The organism is Frateuria hangzhouensis (assembly GCF_026410505.1).
Taxonomy (GTDB): Bacteria; Pseudomonadota; Gammaproteobacteria; order Xanthomonadales; family Rhodanobacteraceae; genus Frateuria_A; species Frateuria_A hangzhouensis.
Genome location: NZ_JAPMIU010000002.1, coordinates 141,403 through 156,793, shown reverse-complemented (window position 1 = coordinate 156,793; position 15,391 = coordinate 141,403). Strand labels below are relative to the sequence as shown.

Here is a 15,391-nt window from a genome sequence, read left to right as displayed (position 1 = left end):
AGGCGGGGCGCGAACCACCGTTCACCCGTGGTCGATCAACGCAGGACCTGCAGGAAGCTGCCCATCACGCCGAGCCCGCTGTAGGCGGTCTCGCCGACGACGGTGACGTAGTAGGTGCCCGCGACCGGTCGCGTGTTGGCCACGGCCTCGTTGTTGCCGCGATGGACCGACTTGTAGTCGTAATCCTCCGGGCCACCGGGGGCGCCGACCTTCACGTACACCGAGACATCGCCGGTGCCGCCATAGGTGCGCAGGTTGAGCGCCAGCGCGCCTGCCGGGACGTCCAGCTTGTACACGGTGGCCACGCCGGCCGAACCCGCCTGCCCGGCCATCGCCACGCCGTTGGTCAGCACGATGGCGGTGTCGCCGCCCGGCGTGCCGCCGGTGTCGCCGCCCCATTCCTCGAACTGCGCCTCGGTGGCTTCGTCGGAGAGGCACTGGTTGAGCGAGCTCGCCTGGTCGACGGTCAACAGGCCTTCACCGGCCAGTTCGTCGGCGTGGGCGCGGATCGCCTGGCGATACGAACCGACATCCGCGGCGGCGCCGGCCAGCACCTTGGCCGTGCCGTAGATGTTGGCGCCCACGATCAATCCGCCGGCGGTGCTCACCGGCACGCCGGTGTCGCAGTCGAGCAGGAACTGGTTGCCGCGGTCCACGCCCCAGCCGATGTCCTTGAACAGAGCCGGCGTCAGGTCCAGGTCGAGGTTGGCTTCCAGGTCGGCATTGATCGCGTATTCCATGATCGCGTTGGGCGACAGCCGCGTGTCGTAGTGCGAGAACGACGAACCCTGGGCCAGCGTCGTCGGCGCGTACAACTGCACGTTGCCATCGGCATCGGCGCCGGCCAGGCCAGTGCTCTGGGCAAGCTGCACGTGCAGGCCGGACAGGTTCGCCTTGAAGGTGACGCCCGTGGTGTGGCTCACGGCGATCACCGGAATGGTGATCGAGGGGTCATCGCCCGAGGGAATGATCTGGGTGTCGTCGGTATTGGCGATAACCACGCCGACCGCACCGCCGGCCTGCGCATTGGCCGCCTTCTCGACGAACGCACAGGTGCCGCGATCGATCAGCGCGATCTTGCCGCTGACGCCCGCGACCGGGGCCGAGGCACCGGACACGTTGCAGGCCTGCGGATCGCCGCCCGGGACCGCCACGTCGCCGTTGAAGTTGCCCGGAGCGGGCGCCGGACCAAAGGCGGCCGCGTCATAGGCATAGTTGCCGGCGATGGCCGCCGGAGCGGTCACCTGGAACAGCACCGGCGCCTCCAGCGCCAGCGGCGCTTCGGCCTTGACGTTGGTACCGGTGAACACCAGGTGGCCATCGTCCAGCGCCGCCGTCATGCGCTCGGCGTCGGTCATCGCCGTCCAGAACTGGCCGGTGGTGTTGTCCTTGACGAAGCTGGAGTAGATGTCCTGCTGGTCCTGGTTCTGCTGACCGGTGCTGAGGTCGTTGAAGCCCGAGAAGCCCAGGCCGTGCGCCATCTCGTGGGTGACCACGTCGAGGAAGTTGATCTGGCCGGCCGGCGTGTTGCCGTCGATGCCGAAGTACCACGCCGAGCCTTCCAGGCAACCGGTGGAACCGAGCTTGCCGTTGAAGCGGCTGACGATGTCCGGGGTATTCGGCGGCAGCTCGTTTTCCACGCCCAGGTCGGTGCCGGCCAGCGCGTCTGCCAGCGCCGAGTGGTACCAGGTGTCGGCCAGGGCACCCTGCGGCAGCGTGTCGCCCGCGTTGAACGAGAAGATGTAGTTGGTGCCGGAGGAACCGAGCACGCCGGAGGTGGCGTTGCACGACAGCGGCTGGAAGGTCACCGTGTTGATGATCGGCACATCGCTGTGCAGCACGGCGCCCCACAGGTCGGCGGCGAACTGGAACACGATCAGCGCCTGCTCGCCGCGGGTGGTGCCGGGGTTGCCGCCGACGGGCGCCACCGGGGTGTGATCGTCCAGGCCCTGACCGGTGCCGACGTCCTGGTTGACGATGGTGATGTCGGCGGCCTGGACCGCCGGGAAAGCGCAGAGGCCGGCGGCCAGCAGCGCGGAGACAAGCAGCGTACGGCGGATCATTGGGTCACCTCCACCGGCGCGGCGGACGCCTGCGCGTCACCCTGGTGATGGATCGACAGGTGGCCATCGGCAGTGCGGTCGGCCGTCAGGTAATCGAACTGGTTCTCCGGCACCTGCATGGACATGCCGACGCGGCCGTGCGCGTTCTTCCTGAGCGTTGCCAGCGCCTCGGCCTGATTGCGCGGCCGCTCCCCGGCAGCGCGCGGCATGACCGCATCGGAGGCCTGCTTCTGCAGCATCGCGCGGGTGAGCGCCTGGCGCTCGGCGTCGGTCGGCTCACGCAGGCGGCCGGTAGCGGGATCGATGGCGACTTGCGCCCCCTTGAAAACCACGGTCGCGGGCGCCGTGGCCGGCTGCTTGGTTGAGAGCCTGTGGCTCTGAGCGGCCATGGCACTGCCGCAGGCGAGCGTACCGGCCGCAGCCAGGCACGCGAAACTCCAGAAACGATGCATCTTCCCTCTCCCGATTTCAAAGCGCGTGATGAGACCGCCGCCCGCCGCCGCGACCGCTGGATTGCCGAACGGTTCGCGCCGCTGGCCACCCACCGGCGTCGCCGGTCGAACGAAGGACTGCTTGCTTGTGCTGCGTGGTTGCCCGTCGGTGGGCATCCGGCCCGAGGGCCGGCGATGGCTGACGATGGACCGGAATGGTCGTGGCCGGGCACGCGGGTGCCGTTCGACGCATCCTCAGGTCCGGCTGGCCGGAAGCCCCCTTTCGCAACCGGTATGGAGCACCCCCGTGCTCCCCTTCGCGTTTCCCCTGGGTCAATGGCAGCGTGCTTGTGCTGCGCTCGAAATAAAGACCCGCCCGGAAACCGGGCGCCCTCAAGTCAATACTTCATGCGGAACCGTTTTGTGATGCCGCTCACAGAACCTAGCAACCACGACCATAACCGTCAATCGGATTTTTTCGCCCTCGACGAAAAAGCCCGCAGCTGCGCCGCGGGCTTCGGATTCCTGCATGTCAAAGGGCTGCCCGCGCCCGTGAAGGCGCCGTGTAGAAGGCGTCATGGACCGCGCCGATGGGCTCCGGATGCGATGCCCCGGCGGCGCGCTGCCGCCGGGGCATCGCCTCAATTCGGCGAGGTGTACTTGCCGATGACGCTGACGCCGCTGTAGGCCGTCCGCCCCACCACGGTGACGTACCAGGTGCCGGCGGCCGGACGGTCCAGCTTCACCGATTCGGCGGTGCCACTGTGGGCGGACCGGCAGTGGTAGTCGTCCGGCGTGGCCGGCGTGCCGCGCTTGAGGTACAGGGTGACGTCGCCGCGACCGCCGCTGGTGCGCACGCGCAGCGTGCCGGCCCCCTTGGGCACGTCGATCCGATAGACCGTGCGGCTGCCTTTGGCACCGGATTGCCCCGTGCGCGCCGCGCCATTGCCCAGCATGGTCGCTTGCGTGGCGGTCGCCGCGTTGGCCACGACCATGTTCACCGCCGCATAGGCATCGAGGATGCCCGCGCCGATGCGGCGGTCCGGCGCCACCCGGGGCGTGGCCGCGGTGCGCTGGAGGATCTCCAGCACCTTGGCGGGCGACAGCGGCTTGAGGCCGCGGGCCAGCCGCGCGCCCTGCATCAGGGCGATGGTGCCGCTCACATGCGGCGTGGCCTGCGAGGTGCCCGCGTAGCCGGCGTAGTTGCTGTCGTCGGCCACCGGGCCGCTGGCGCCGCTGTTGATCGCCTGCCAGACGAAGCCGTCGGTCACCTGGTCGCCGCTGCTGCGGTCGCCCGCATAGATGCCGCCGCCCGGGGCCGCCAGGTCCACCGCGCGCCCGTAGTTGGAGTAGAACGCGCGCCGGCTGGTGACGCCGGTGGCCGCCACGGTGATCGTGCCCGGGCAACTGGCCGGCGAGTAGTACTTGGCGTTGTCCGAGTCGTTGCCCGCGGCCACCACCACCGTGGCGCCGCGCCGGTTGGCCAGGGCGATCGCCCTGCCCATCGGGTCGTCGGCGGTGCATTGGCCGTAGCCACCCAGGCTGAGATTGATCACCTGCGCCGGATGGGTGTTGTCCGGCACGCCGTCCACGTGGCCGCCGGCGGCCCAGATGATGGCGTCGCTGATGTCGCTGTCGTAGCCGCCGCAATGGCCCAGCACGCGAACCGGCAGCACCCGTGCGCGGTAGGCGATGCCGGCCATGCCGATGCCGTTGTTGGTGCGCTCGGCGCCGACCGTGCTGGCCACGTGGGTGCCGTGCCAGGAGCTAGGCTGGGGCGGGTAGAAGGCATCCGTGCACATGGACTTCCACGGTTCGCTGGTGGTCCAGTCGCCGCGGTCCCAGCCGCCGGCCCGGCGGCCGTCCTTCTTGCGTCCGGAGAGCAGCTTGTCGCTGATGAAGTCGTAGCCGGCGCTGGCCAGCTGGGTGTTGACGTCCACGTGCGTGGTGATGCCGGTATCGAGCACGGCGATCACGATGCCCTTGCCGTCGGCCAGGTCCCAGGCGGCATTGACGCGCGAACCGCCCCAGTTGCGGTGGCCGAAGGCGGTGTCGTGGCCGCTGGGCGCCTTCAGGTCCCACTGGTACTGGCGGTAGTCCGCGTCGCTGGGCCGGAATGCGCTCGGCCGCAGCGACGCGGGCGCGGCGATGTCGGCCACCGGCCGGCGCAGTACGTCCGGCGCCACATGCAGCACGGCCGGGTCGCTGGCGATCTGCGCCATCAACGCGGCCGCCTCGCTGCGATCGAGCTTGCGAGAGGTGCGCAGCAGGTCCGCGCCGATCGCCAGCCGCCGCCCGAAGCTCGCATGCACGGCGGCCATGCGGGTGCCTTGCGGGCCGAACGTGCTGCGCATCAGGCCGGCGCGACTGATCGCCGCCCCCATGCTCTGCTGCATCAGCGCCGGGTTGGCGTGTTCGGCGCTGCCCGGACGCCAGGTCACGATGAAGCGGTCGTACTGGCCGTTGTTCTTCAGCGAGCTGATGTTGTAGTGAGTGCCGCCGAGTCCGCCGGTGTTATTGGCTGCGTGCGCAGCCATCGAAAAGGCGAAAGCCAGGGAAGCGCCGAGCAGCGCCCCGATCCGCATACGATTTGCCATGAAGAGATTCCCCGATCTTGAGCGCCCGCCGCCTTGCACGGCGGGCCGTACTGCACGGGGCCCTGCGACCCCGCTTCCGTTGACGATGGCTGCCGTGAACGCTCCTTGCCGGCTATCGCGTAACTGCTTCACGAACGCCCACCGCTTCCCTGCCACCGTCGGCTTGCAAGCTAGGCAGTGGCTTGTCGCTTCGGCGTGACAGCGGGCTCGACCGCTGCGGCGTTGCCAATCCGGCGCGTTTTGCAACAATGCGCGCTTTTGCGGACAAGCCATGCAGCTGGTCGACATCGGCGCCAACCTCACCCACGAATCCTTCCGCCACGACTTCGCCGACGTGCTCGCGCGGGCCGCGGCGCAGGGGGTGGCGCGGATGATGGTGACCGGCGCCTCGCGCGAGGGCAGCGAACAGGCGCTGGCGCTGTCGCGCGAGCACCCGGGCGTGCTGTGGGCGACCGCGGGCGTGCACCCGCATCACGCGATCGACTACGACGAGGCCATCGACGCGCGCCTGCGCGAGCTGGCCCGGCAGCCGGAGGTGCGCGCCGTCGGCGAGACCGGGCTGGATTACCACCGCAACTACTCCCCGCGCGACGTGCAGCTGCGCGTATTCGAACGGCAGCTCGCCATCGCCGCGGAACAGGGCAAGCCGCTGTTCCTGCACCAGCGCGACGCGCACGCCGATTTCCTGGCGCTGCTCAGGCGTTACCGCGCCCGCGTGCCGGCGGCGGTGGTGCATTGCTTCACCGACACCCGCGAAGCGCTGCGGGATTACCTCGCGCTGGACTGCCACATCGGCATCACCGGCTGGATCTGCGACGAGCGTCGGGGCACTCACCTGCGCGAGTTCGTGCGCGAGATCCCCGCCGACCGCCTGATGCTGGAAACCGACGCGCCGTACCTGCTGCCGCGCACGGTGCGACCGCAGCCGAGCCACCGGCGCAACGAGCCGATGTACCTCAGGCACATCTGCGAGGAGGTCGCGCGCGATCGCGGCGAACCGCTGGAAGTGACGGCGGCGAACAGTACGGCGACAGCCGCGGCCTTCTTCGGGCTTTAGCGCCCGGGTCAGAGGCGACTGACGCGGGTGAAGAACGGCCAGCGCACGGTACGCACCCTGCCCTCCTCGCCCCACGCGTCGGCCAGCGCGGGCGTCGCCGCTTCGACGGGATCCTCGCCGGTGCGCCGCAGATACCGCTGCGTGGCCGACCAGGAGCGCAGGTAGGCGAGGAACTGCGGCAGGTTCCACTGCGCCTGCATCGCGAAGCTTGGTGTGGCCACCGGCGCAAACGGGCACGCCAGCCCGCGATAGCCCTCGTCCACCAGCGCACGTTCGGGCGGCCAGTCGCCAGCGAGGGTCTCAGCGTAGAGCTTCCACTCGACGGCATCGACGGCCCTGTCCACGCTGCAGTTGCCGTAGGCCGATACCGCCAACAGCGCCCCCGGCCGGGCGACCCTGCGCACCTGCGCATGGAAGGCCTCCAGATCGAACCAGTGCAACGCCTGCGACACGCTGACCAGGCTCGCGCTGCCCGCCGCCAGGCTGCTGTGCTCGGCCGGTTCCACGCGGTAGTCGATGGCCGGGTGCGCGAGGGCCTGCGCGATCTGCGTGGTGCTGGGGTCGGTAGCCACCACGCGTTCGAAATGCGCGGCCAGCCCGCGGCTGGCCTGCCCGTTGCCGCAGCCGGCATCCCAGGCCAGCGCGTTATCCGGCGCCTGGCCGGCGAGCCAGGCGAACCAGTCGACCGGCGGCAGCGGCCGCGCATCGCGGTAGAGGGTGGCGTGAGCGGAGAAGTGGTCCTTGAAGGTGGTCATGGGCAGGCCCCGGCGGAAACCCCATTGTCTCTCGAGCCCCTGCAGGAGCCCACTCGTGGGCGATGCTCTTTTGCGCACACGAGCCAGAAGCATCGCCCACAAGTGGGCTCCTACAAGAGCCGGCGGGTTTCGCCCGACGGCAGGCCGTCCAGCCCCCAGTCGCCGATGCGTACGCGGATCAGCCGCAGAGTGGGAAAGCCCACCGCCGCCGTCATCCGGCGCACCTGCCGGTTGCGCCCTTCGCGCAGGGTGATCGCCAGCCAACTGGTGGGAATCGCCTTGCGGAAACGCACTGGCGGGTCGCGCGGCCACAGCCAGGCCGGTTCCGCGGCGTGCTCGGCGCCGGCCGGCAGCGTGGGACCGTCCTTGAGCATGACACCCCGGCGCAACGCGGCCACCGCTTCGTCGGTGACCGCGCCGTCGACCTGCACCAGGTAGGTCTTGGGCTGCTTGTGGCGCGGATCGGTCAGCCGATGCGCGAGGCGGCCGTCGTCGGTGAGCAACAACAGGCCCTCGCTGTCGTGGTCCAGCCGTCCGGCCGGATAGACGTCTTTTTCGTGCACGTATCCGGCCAGCGTCGGCCGGCTTCCGTCACCGGAGAACTGGCACAGCACGCCATGGGGCTTGTTGAACGCGACCAGCATCCGTCACCGCGCGGAGGCGGCGTTCGCGGGCGCCTCCGGCTTGACGAAGCGCAGCGTCATGCGGTCGGACTCGCCGATCGCCTGGTACGAGGACTTGTCCTGGTCGCCCATGGCCAGCGTGGGCGGCAGCGTCCACACGCCCTTGGGATGGTCGTGGCTGTCTTTCGGGTTGGCGTTGATCTCGCTGCGGGCGTCGAGCACGAAGCCGGCATCGGTGGCGAGCTTGACCACGTAGTCGACCGGGAGATATCCGGTGCGCCTGACCTCGTCCAGCGAGGCGCCGGCATCGGCGCGATGGTCGACCACGCCGAGCACGCCACCGGGCTTGAGCACCGTGTAGAACGCCTTGAACATCGCGCCGGCGGTGCCGTCCATCGCCCAGTTGTGCACGTTGCGGAAGGTCAGCACGCGGTCGGCCGAGGCCGGCGCGCCGAGCGCGGGTGCCTTTGGATCGAAGGTGACGATGCGGGCGCGGTCGAACTGCGCCGGGTGCGCGACAAACAGCTTGCGCAGCGCGCTGTCGTCATTGCGCGCCTCGGTGTCGGTCGCCGGCTGCTTCTCGGCCGCGATGTAGTGGCCGTTGTCGCGCAGCAGCGGCGCCAGGATCTGTGTGTACCAGCCGCCGCCCGGAGTGATCTCGATCACCGTCTGGTCCGGGCGCAGCTGGAAGAACTCCAAGGTGGCCTTCGGGTGGCGCCAGACGTCTCGCGCGCGCTGCGCGGCGGGACGCCAGTCGCCGGCGATGACCCGGTCCAGCTGCGCGGCGGTGTAGTCGCTGGCGCTGGTCGGCGGCACCAGGGCATCGGTGGGCTGGTCGTCCTGGGCCATGACCGGGCTGGCCAGCAGGACGGCGGTGCAAAGGGCGCAAAGCAGCAAGGTCTTCATCGTGATCTCCATGGCCACGCGTGGGACAAAACTCTTCAGAAGGGTCGCGGGCAGACCGACTGCAAACCGTCGATGTGCTCGTGCAGGTCCGCGGCTATACCCTGCCACATCGGGTCGAGGATGAAATCGATGCCCTCGTAGCGGGCCAATTTGGCCGCCGGGATGAAATCCGCATCGCCGGCCACCAGGACGATCTGGTCGACCAGCTTCTTGTAGGTGAGTGCGGCAATATCGATGCCGATCTTCATGTCCACCTGGGTCTGGCGCATGTCCGGCTCGAAATGCTCGTCGCCCAGATCTTCCCACGCCAGGGTGCCTTCGCGCAGCTGCTGGTAGGCGTGGAACCTCAGCTTCCACTCGCCGCGCTCGGCCAGCCGGCCCAGTCGCAGCGCCATCTTGCGCTGGCGGCGCAGCTGGTCATGCAGCTCGCGCCGGAAGGCGGCCGCGCCGGTACGCGAAAAATCCACCGCCTCGCCGCTGAGCGGGCGCACCAGCACCTTTTCCAGCGGCGGGCAGTCGTAGAAAAAGATGCGATACAGCGCCTCGCGCGGGCGGTCCAGCGCCTTCAGGTGTTCCAGCGCCATGCCGAACACGGTCTTGGCCACGGTGCGCGCGTCATTGGCGTCGCGCTCACCCCAGACCTTGCGGTAGCGGGCAAGGAAGAAGGCGCCGTCGACCAGGATGGCGGTGCGTTGCATGGGGATCCTTGGGCATGCCGGGGAAGCGCGCGCATTCTAGCCGAGCCGGGCGATGCGTCTGCGGGAATGCTTTTTCCACGCCTGCGGCCCCTGTAGCCCACTTGTGGGCGATGTCCGTCTGTTGCGTGACGAAGAGCATCGCCCACAAGTGGGCGCCTACAAGGAGATGGCCTGGCGTCAGTAGCGGATCACCGAGCGGATCACGCGGCCTTCGTGCATGGCGTCGAACGCCTCGTTGATGCGCTCCAGCGGCAGCTCCTGGCTGACCATCTCGTCGATCCGGATCTCCCCGGCCAGGTAACGGTCAACGTAACCGGGAAGCTGCGAGCGCCCCTTGACGCCGCCGAAGGCCGAACCACGCCAAACGCGCCCGGTGACCAGTTGGAAGGGCCGCGTGCGGATCTCCTGCCCGGCGCCGGCCACGCCGATGATGATCGACTCCCCCCAGCCCTTGTGGCAGCACTCCAGCGCCGAGCGCATCACGTCCACGTTGCCGATGCATTCGAACGAGTAGTCCACGCCGCCGCCGGTCAGTTCCACGATCACCTGCTGGATCGGCGTATCCGGGTAGTCCTTCGGATTGACGCAATCGGTGGCGCCGAGCAGTTTGGCCATCTCGAACTTGGCGGGGTTGGTATCGACCACCACGATGCGCCCGGCCTTGGCCATGACCGCACCCTGCACCACCGACAGGCCGATGCCACCCATACCGAACACCGCGACGCTGGCGCCCGGCTCGACCTTGGCCGTGTTGAGCACCGCCCCGATGCCGGTGGTGATGCCGCAGCCGAGCAGGCAGACCTTCTCCAGCGGCGCGGCCTTGTCGATCTTCGCCAGCGAGATTTCCGGCAGTACCGTGTACTCGCTGAACGTGCTGGTGCCCATGTAGTGGTGGATCAGCCGGCCGTCCTTCGAGAACCGCGAGGTGCCGTCGGGCATCAGTCCCTGCCCCTGGGTGGCGCGGATGCGCTGGCACAGATTGGTCTTGCCCGAGCGGCAGTATTCGCAGGTGCCGCATTCGGGCGTGTACAGCGGGATGACGTGGTCGCCAACGGCCAGCGTGGTCACGCCCTCGCCCACTTCTTCGACGATGCCGCCGCCCTCGTGGCCCAGGATCGCCGGGAACAAGCCCTCCGGATCGGCGCCGGAGAGCGTGAAGGCGTCGGTGTGGCACACGCCGGTGGCGACGATGCGCACCAGCACCTCGCCGGCCCTGGGGCCGGCCAGGTCCACGTGCTCGATCGACAGCGGCTTGCCTGCTTCCCAGGCGACGGCGGCGCGGGTTTTCATGGGCGACTCCAGATTGGGCAAACGCCGATCATGCCGCGCGGCGCCGACAGAAGGAACCTGCAGGGGACCTCGAACAAGCCCTTTCGCGCGATATTTGCAGGAGCCCACTTGCGGGCGATGCTCTCACGCCTGATCGCAACGCCAAAAGCATCGCCCACAAGTGGGCTCCTACAGGAAATCAGGCGCTGGCGGATTCGTCTTCGCGCAATCGCGGCATCTGCGTGCAGTACGCCTCCGCTTCGTCCAGCAGCCATTCGCGGAACACCTGCAGCCCGCGATGTTCCTGCGAGCGCGGCGGATAGACCAGCCAGTAAGCCTCGTGGATCGGCAGGTAGCGTTCGCCCAGCACCACCAGGCGGCCGGCGTCGATCAGCGAGCGCGAGGTGACCATCCGCCCCAGCGCCACGCCGAGGCCTTCCAGCGCCGCGTGGCGCAGGGCGTCGGTGCTGTCGAAATGCGCCACGTAGCGCTTCGGCGGCGTACCGCCGACGTGGGCGAACCAGTCGCGCCAGCGGTCGCCCGGATCCCCCAGCAGCGGCCAGGCGGCCAGGTCGTCCGGGTCCGCGCCCTCCATGCGCGCGAGCAGGCCGGGCGTGGCCACCGGCGCCAGCCATTCGCCGAACAGCCGCTCGCTGCGCAGGCCCGGCCACTGTCCGCGGCCGTAGCGCAGGGCCACGTCGACGGGCTCGCGCTCGAAATCCACCAGTGCCGAACTCGATTGCAGGTTGAGCTCCAGTTCCGGGTGGGTCGCCACCAGCCGCGGCAAGCGCGGCATCAGCCAGCTGGACGTGATGCCGGAGCTGGCGCTCAGGGTGAGCGAATCGTGCCGCCGCTCGCGGTAGCGCGAGAGCGCGTGGTCGATGCCGTCGAAGTGCTCGGCCACCGCCTCGAGCAGGCTGCAGCCCTCGGTGGTGAGCGTCACCCCGCGCGGACCGCGCTCGAACAGCCGCCGGCCGAGCCGCTCTTCCAGCTGGCGTACCTGGTGGCTCAACGCGCTGACGGTGAGGTTGGCCTGCTCCGCCGCCCGCGAGAGGTTGCCTAGGCGGGCGACCCGCACGAACTGCTGCAACAGGCCCAACGGAATCTGGCTCATGGGATCGGCCTCGTGGCTGCGCACACGCCTTGAATCCAGATCAAGGCTGGCTTGCGAATATATCGCTTTTCGGCGCCCTGACGTCGCCGTACCTTGAATGCACCCCAAGGCAATATCCCCACCGGAGGTTCCCATGAAACCGCTCTGGAAGCAGTTGCTGTACCTGCATGGCCATGCCACGCCGACCGACCTGCGCTGGCGCGAGGATGCGCCGGCGGCCCGTGGCGGTCCCGCCGCGCGAGCCGTCGCACCCATGTTGCGCTGGCGCGAGGTGCTGCGCGCGGCACTGCTCAGCTAGCCGGCATCCTGCAGGAGCGCACCTGTGCGCGACCGCGAGGCTCAAGGTCATGGACAGTGCGCCCCTGCAGTTGATTCCCTGGCCAGCGCGCACCATGTTGCGGACTCCCCTCGCACGAAGGAGCTCCCATGCAACTGCGCCCGCTCGGCCGCTCGCCGCTGGCCATCGCCCCGCTCGCCTTCGGCGGCAACGTGTTCGGCTGGAGCGTCGACGAGAAACGCTCCTTCGAACTGCTCGATGCCTTCGTCGACGCCGGTTTCAACCTGATCGATACCGCGGACGCCTATTCGGCCTGGGTGCCGGGCAACCGTGGCGGCGAGTCGGAGACCATCATCGGCAATTGGCTCAAGGCCAGCGGCAAGCGCGACAAGGTGGTGATCGCCACCAAGGTGGCCAAGTGGGCCGAGCAGCCGGGCCTGTCGCCTGTCAACATCCAGCAGGCGGTGGAAGGCTCGCTGCGGCGGCTCAAGGTCGAGTGCATCGACCTTTACCAGGCGCACGAGGACGACGCCTCGGTCCCGCTGGCCGAAACGCTGGGCGCGTTCGGACGGCTGATCGAGCAGGGCAAGGTGCGCGCGATCGGCGCTTCCAACTACACCGCCGGCCGCTTCGCCGAGGCGCTGGAGGCGTCGGCCGAACATGGCCTGCCGCGCTACGAGACGTTGCAGCCGGAATACAACCTCATGGAGCGTGCCGGCTACGAACGCGAGCTGGAGCCGCTGATCCGGCGCGAGCAGATCGGCGTGATCAGCTACTACGCCCTGGCCAGCGGTTTCCTCTCCGGCAAATACCGCAGCGAGGCGGACCTGGCCAAGAGCCGCGCCCGCGGCGGCGCCGTACGCAAGTATCTGGACCCGCGTGGGCTGGGCGTGCTCGATGCACTCGACCGCGTCGCCGCCAGCCACCAGGCCACGCCCGTGCAGATCGCGCTGGCCTGGCTGATCGCCCGCCCCGGACTCACCGCGCCGATCGCCAGCGCCACCAGCGTGGCGCAACTGCACGAACTGCTGGGGGCGGTGAAGCTCGCGCTGACACCGGACGAGATCGCGCTGCTCGACCAGGCCAGCGCCGAGCCAGCGTGACACCCCTGTAGGAGCGCACCCTGTGCGCGACCGGGATGCCCACGGTCGCCACAGGGTGTGCTCCTACAGAAAGGCGGCGGGCGCCGAGTGGCGCCCTTCTGTTTTTAAGCCTTCAGCGTCGCGAGCGCGTCGTTGAAGGTCTTGCTCGGCCGCATCGCCACGCGGGCGCGGCCCTGATCCGGGTGGTAATAGCCGGCGATGTCCACCGGCTTGCCCTGCGCACCGTTCAGCTCGGCGACGATGGCCTGTTCGTTCCCGCCCAGTGCCTGGGCCAGCGGCGCGAAAGTCGCCTTCAGCCCGGCGTCCTCGTCCTGCGCGGCCAGTGCCTGTGCCCAGTACAGGGCCAGGTAGAAGTGGCTGCCGCGGTTGTCGAGCTGGCCGATCTTGCGCGCCGGCGACTTGTTGTTGTCCAGGATCCGGCCGTTGGCCCGGTCCAGCGCCTTGGCCAGCACCGCGGCGCGCTTGTTCCCGTAGCGCTCGGCCAGATGCTCGAACGACGCGGCCAGCGCCAGGAATTCGCCAAGCGAATCCCAGCGCAGGTAGTTCTCTTCGACGAACTGCTGCACGTGCTTGGGCGCCGAGCCGCCGGCGCCGGTCTCGAACAGGCCGCCGCCGGCCATCAGCGGCACGATCGAGAGCATCTTGGCGCTGGTGCCCAGTTCCATGATCGGGAACAGGTCGGTCAGGTAGTCGCGCAGCACGTTGCCGGTCACCGAGATGGTGTCCTGGCCCTTGCGGATGCGCTCGAGCGAGACACGCATGGCGTCCACCGGCGACAGGATGCGGATGTCCAGGCCGGCGGTGTCGTGGTCCTTCAGGTAGCGCTCGACCTTGGCGATCAGCTGCGCATCGTGCGCACGCGCAGGGTCGAGCCAGAACACCGCCGGCGTGGCGGAGAGGCGCGCGCGGGTGACGGCGAGCTTGACCCAGTCCTGGATCGGCGCGTCGCGGGTCTCGCACATGCGCCAGATGTCGCCGGCCTCGACCGCGTGCTCGAACACGGTGCGGCCGTCCTGGTCGGTGACGCGCACGCTGCCGTCGGCATCGATCTGGAAGGTCTTGTCGTGCGATCCGTATTCCTCGGCCTTCTGCGCCATCAGGCCCACGTTGGGCACCGAGCCCATGGTGGCCGGATCGAACGCGCCGTGCGCCTTGCAGTCCTCCACCACCGCCTGGTAGATGCCGGCGTAGCTGCGGTCGGGGATCAGCGCGAGGGTGTCCTGCAGCTCGCCGCTGGCGTTCCACATCTTGCCCGAGTCGCGGATCATCGCCGGCATCGAGGCGTCGACGATCACGTCGCTGGGCACGTGCAGGTTGGTGATGCCCTTGTCGGAGTTGACCATCGCCAGCGGCGGCCGCTTGGCATACTCGGCCTCGATGTCCGCCTTGATCGCCGCCTGTTTGTCCGCCGGCAACTGGCCCAGGCGCGCATAGAGATCGCCGATGCCATTGTTGCGGTCGAAACCGATCTGTTTCAGATCGGCCGCGTGCCTGGCCAGTACGTCCTTGTAGAACTCGCCCACCACCACGCCGAACATGATCGGGTCGGACACCTTCATCATGGTGGCCTTCAGGTGCAGCGAGAACAGCACGCCGTCTGCCCTGGCCTCGGCGATCGCCTGGTCGACGAAGCGCGCCAGCGCGGCGCGGCTCATCACCGCGGCGTCGACGATCTCGCCCGCCTGCACGGCGACCTTCTCCTTCAGCACGGTGACCGCACCGTCCTTGCCGACCCGCTCGATCTTCAGGCTGCCGGCGCGCTCCATCGTGGCGGACTGCTCGGAGCCGTAGAAGTCGCCGCCGTCCATGTGCGCCACGCGGGTCTTCGAATCGCCGCTCCAGGCGCCCATCCGGTGCGGGTGCTTGCGCGCGTAGTTCTTCACCGACGCCGGCGCACGGCGGTCGGAATTGCCCTCGCGCAGCACCGGGTTGACCGCGCTGCCTTTGACCTTGTCGTAGCGCGCCTTGATGTTGTACTGCTCGACGTCGCCGTGCGGCTCGTCCGGATAATCCGGCAGCGCGTAGCCCTGGGACTGCAGCTCCCTGATCGCGGCCTTCAGCTGCGGCACCGACGCGCTGATGTTCGGCAGCTTGATGATGTTGGCCTCCGGCGTGGTGGCCAGCTGGCCGAGCTCGGCCAGGTCGTCGGCGATTCGCTGGTCGTCCTTCAGGTACTCGGGAAACTGCGACAGGATGCGCCCGGCCAGCGAGATGTCGCGCGTCTGCACCGCAATGCCCGCGGTGCGCGCGAACGCCTCGACGATCGGTAGCAGCGACTGGGTCGCCAGGAACGGGGCTTCGTCGGTCAGCGTGTAGATGATCTTGGGGGTATCGGACACTTCGGAACCTCTTTCAGGGCGCATGGCGGCGCCTGTTGCGGCGCGCCGGTGGGAAGGCAAGACCGCCATTTTCGCGCGAACCGCCCACGCTGGCTATCGGATGCCGCGCGGGGACTTGAACCCCGCCACGCCGATGCGCGCCGGCCGCGCACCTAAGCG

Annotated in this window: 13 protein-coding genes; 3 read left to right on the top strand and 10 right to left on the bottom strand. The window is 69.1% G+C overall.

Features of this window, described 5'->3' with window-relative positions; all coding sequences use genetic code 11:
• Nucleotides 1–35 precede the first annotated feature (35 nt).
• The 3 genes from OSC30_RS16875 to OSC30_RS02545 form a co-directional block, all read right to left on the bottom strand.
• Nucleotides 36–2,063, bottom strand: coding sequence for a PA domain-containing protein (locus tag OSC30_RS16875; RefSeq protein WP_323374187.1), 2,028 nt, complete (start codon nt 2,061–2,063; stop codon nt 36–38).
• Nucleotides 2,060–2,671, bottom strand: coding sequence for a post-PEP-CTERM-1 domain-containing protein (locus tag OSC30_RS02550; RefSeq protein WP_267170262.1), 612 nt, complete (start codon nt 2,669–2,671; stop codon nt 2,060–2,062). The genes OSC30_RS16875 and OSC30_RS02550 overlap by 4 nt, the downstream gene beginning before the upstream one ends.
• A 464-nt stretch (nt 2,672–3,135) precedes the next feature.
• Nucleotides 3,136–5,091, bottom strand: coding sequence for a S8 family peptidase (locus OSC30_RS02545; RefSeq protein ID WP_267170261.1), 1,956 nt, complete (start codon nt 5,089–5,091; stop codon nt 3,136–3,138).
• Nucleotides 5,092–5,362: 271 nt separating this feature from the next.
• Here OSC30_RS02545 and OSC30_RS02540 point away from each other — a divergent pair, with 271 nt between their 5' ends.
• Nucleotides 5,363–6,148 carry a TatD family hydrolase gene (locus OSC30_RS02540; RefSeq protein ID WP_267170260.1) on the top strand — a complete coding sequence of 262 codons (786 nt, stop codon included), beginning with the start codon at nt 5,363–5,365 and terminating at the stop codon, nt 6,146–6,148.
• An 8-nt stretch (nt 6,149–6,156) separates the two neighbouring features.
• Here the strand turns inward: OSC30_RS02540 and OSC30_RS02535 are convergent, their stop codons facing one another.
• From OSC30_RS02535 to OSC30_RS02510, 6 genes are all read right to left on the bottom strand, one after another.
• Entirely contained in the window at nt 6,157–6,903 is a 747-nt protein-coding gene (locus OSC30_RS02535; RefSeq protein ID WP_267170259.1) for a class I SAM-dependent methyltransferase, read from the bottom strand.
• A 110-nt stretch (nt 6,904–7,013) separates the two neighbouring features.
• Nucleotides 7,014–7,547, bottom strand: a complete 534-nt coding sequence (locus OSC30_RS02530; protein WP_267170258.1) for a pseudouridine synthase — start codon at nt 7,545–7,547, stop codon at nt 7,014–7,016.
• Between the two features lie 3 nt (nt 7,548–7,550).
• Entirely contained in the window at nt 7,551–8,432 is an 882-nt protein-coding gene (locus tag OSC30_RS02525) for a class I SAM-dependent methyltransferase (RefSeq protein ID WP_267170257.1), read from the bottom strand.
• Between the two features lie 35 nt (nt 8,433–8,467).
• Complete coding sequence (locus OSC30_RS02520) at nt 8,468–9,130, bottom strand: NYN domain-containing protein (RefSeq protein ID WP_267170256.1); 663 nt, start codon at nt 9,128–9,130, stop codon at nt 8,468–8,470.
• 177 nt (nt 9,131–9,307) lie between these two features.
• Nucleotides 9,308–10,420 carry an S-(hydroxymethyl)glutathione dehydrogenase/class III alcohol dehydrogenase gene (locus OSC30_RS02515; RefSeq protein WP_267170255.1) on the bottom strand — a complete coding sequence of 371 codons (1,113 nt, stop codon included), beginning with the start codon at nt 10,418–10,420 and terminating at the stop codon, nt 9,308–9,310.
• A gap of 178 nt (nt 10,421–10,598) precedes the next feature.
• Nucleotides 10,599–11,513 (bottom strand): LysR substrate-binding domain-containing protein, encoded by a 915-nt coding sequence (locus OSC30_RS02510; RefSeq protein ID WP_267170254.1) that lies wholly within the window; start codon nt 11,511–11,513, stop codon nt 10,599–10,601.
• 133 nt (nt 11,514–11,646) lie between these two features.
• Between OSC30_RS02510 and OSC30_RS02505 the strand changes: the two genes are divergently transcribed.
• The gene (locus tag OSC30_RS02505) at nt 11,647–11,811 is read left to right on the top strand and encodes a hypothetical protein (protein WP_267170253.1); all 165 of its coding nucleotides are present in this window, start codon (nt 11,647–11,649) and stop codon (nt 11,809–11,811) included.
• 128 nt (nt 11,812–11,939) lie between these two features.
• Nucleotides 11,940–12,893, top strand: a complete 954-nt coding sequence (locus OSC30_RS02500; protein ID WP_267170252.1) for an aldo/keto reductase — start codon at nt 11,940–11,942, stop codon at nt 12,891–12,893.
• A 104-nt stretch (nt 12,894–12,997) separates the two neighbouring features.
• Here the strand turns inward: OSC30_RS02500 and OSC30_RS02495 are convergent, their stop codons facing one another.
• Entirely contained in the window at nt 12,998–15,232 is a 2,235-nt protein-coding gene (locus OSC30_RS02495; RefSeq protein ID WP_267170251.1) for an NADP-dependent isocitrate dehydrogenase, read from the bottom strand.
• Between the last annotated feature and the right edge of the window lie 159 nt (nt 15,233–15,391).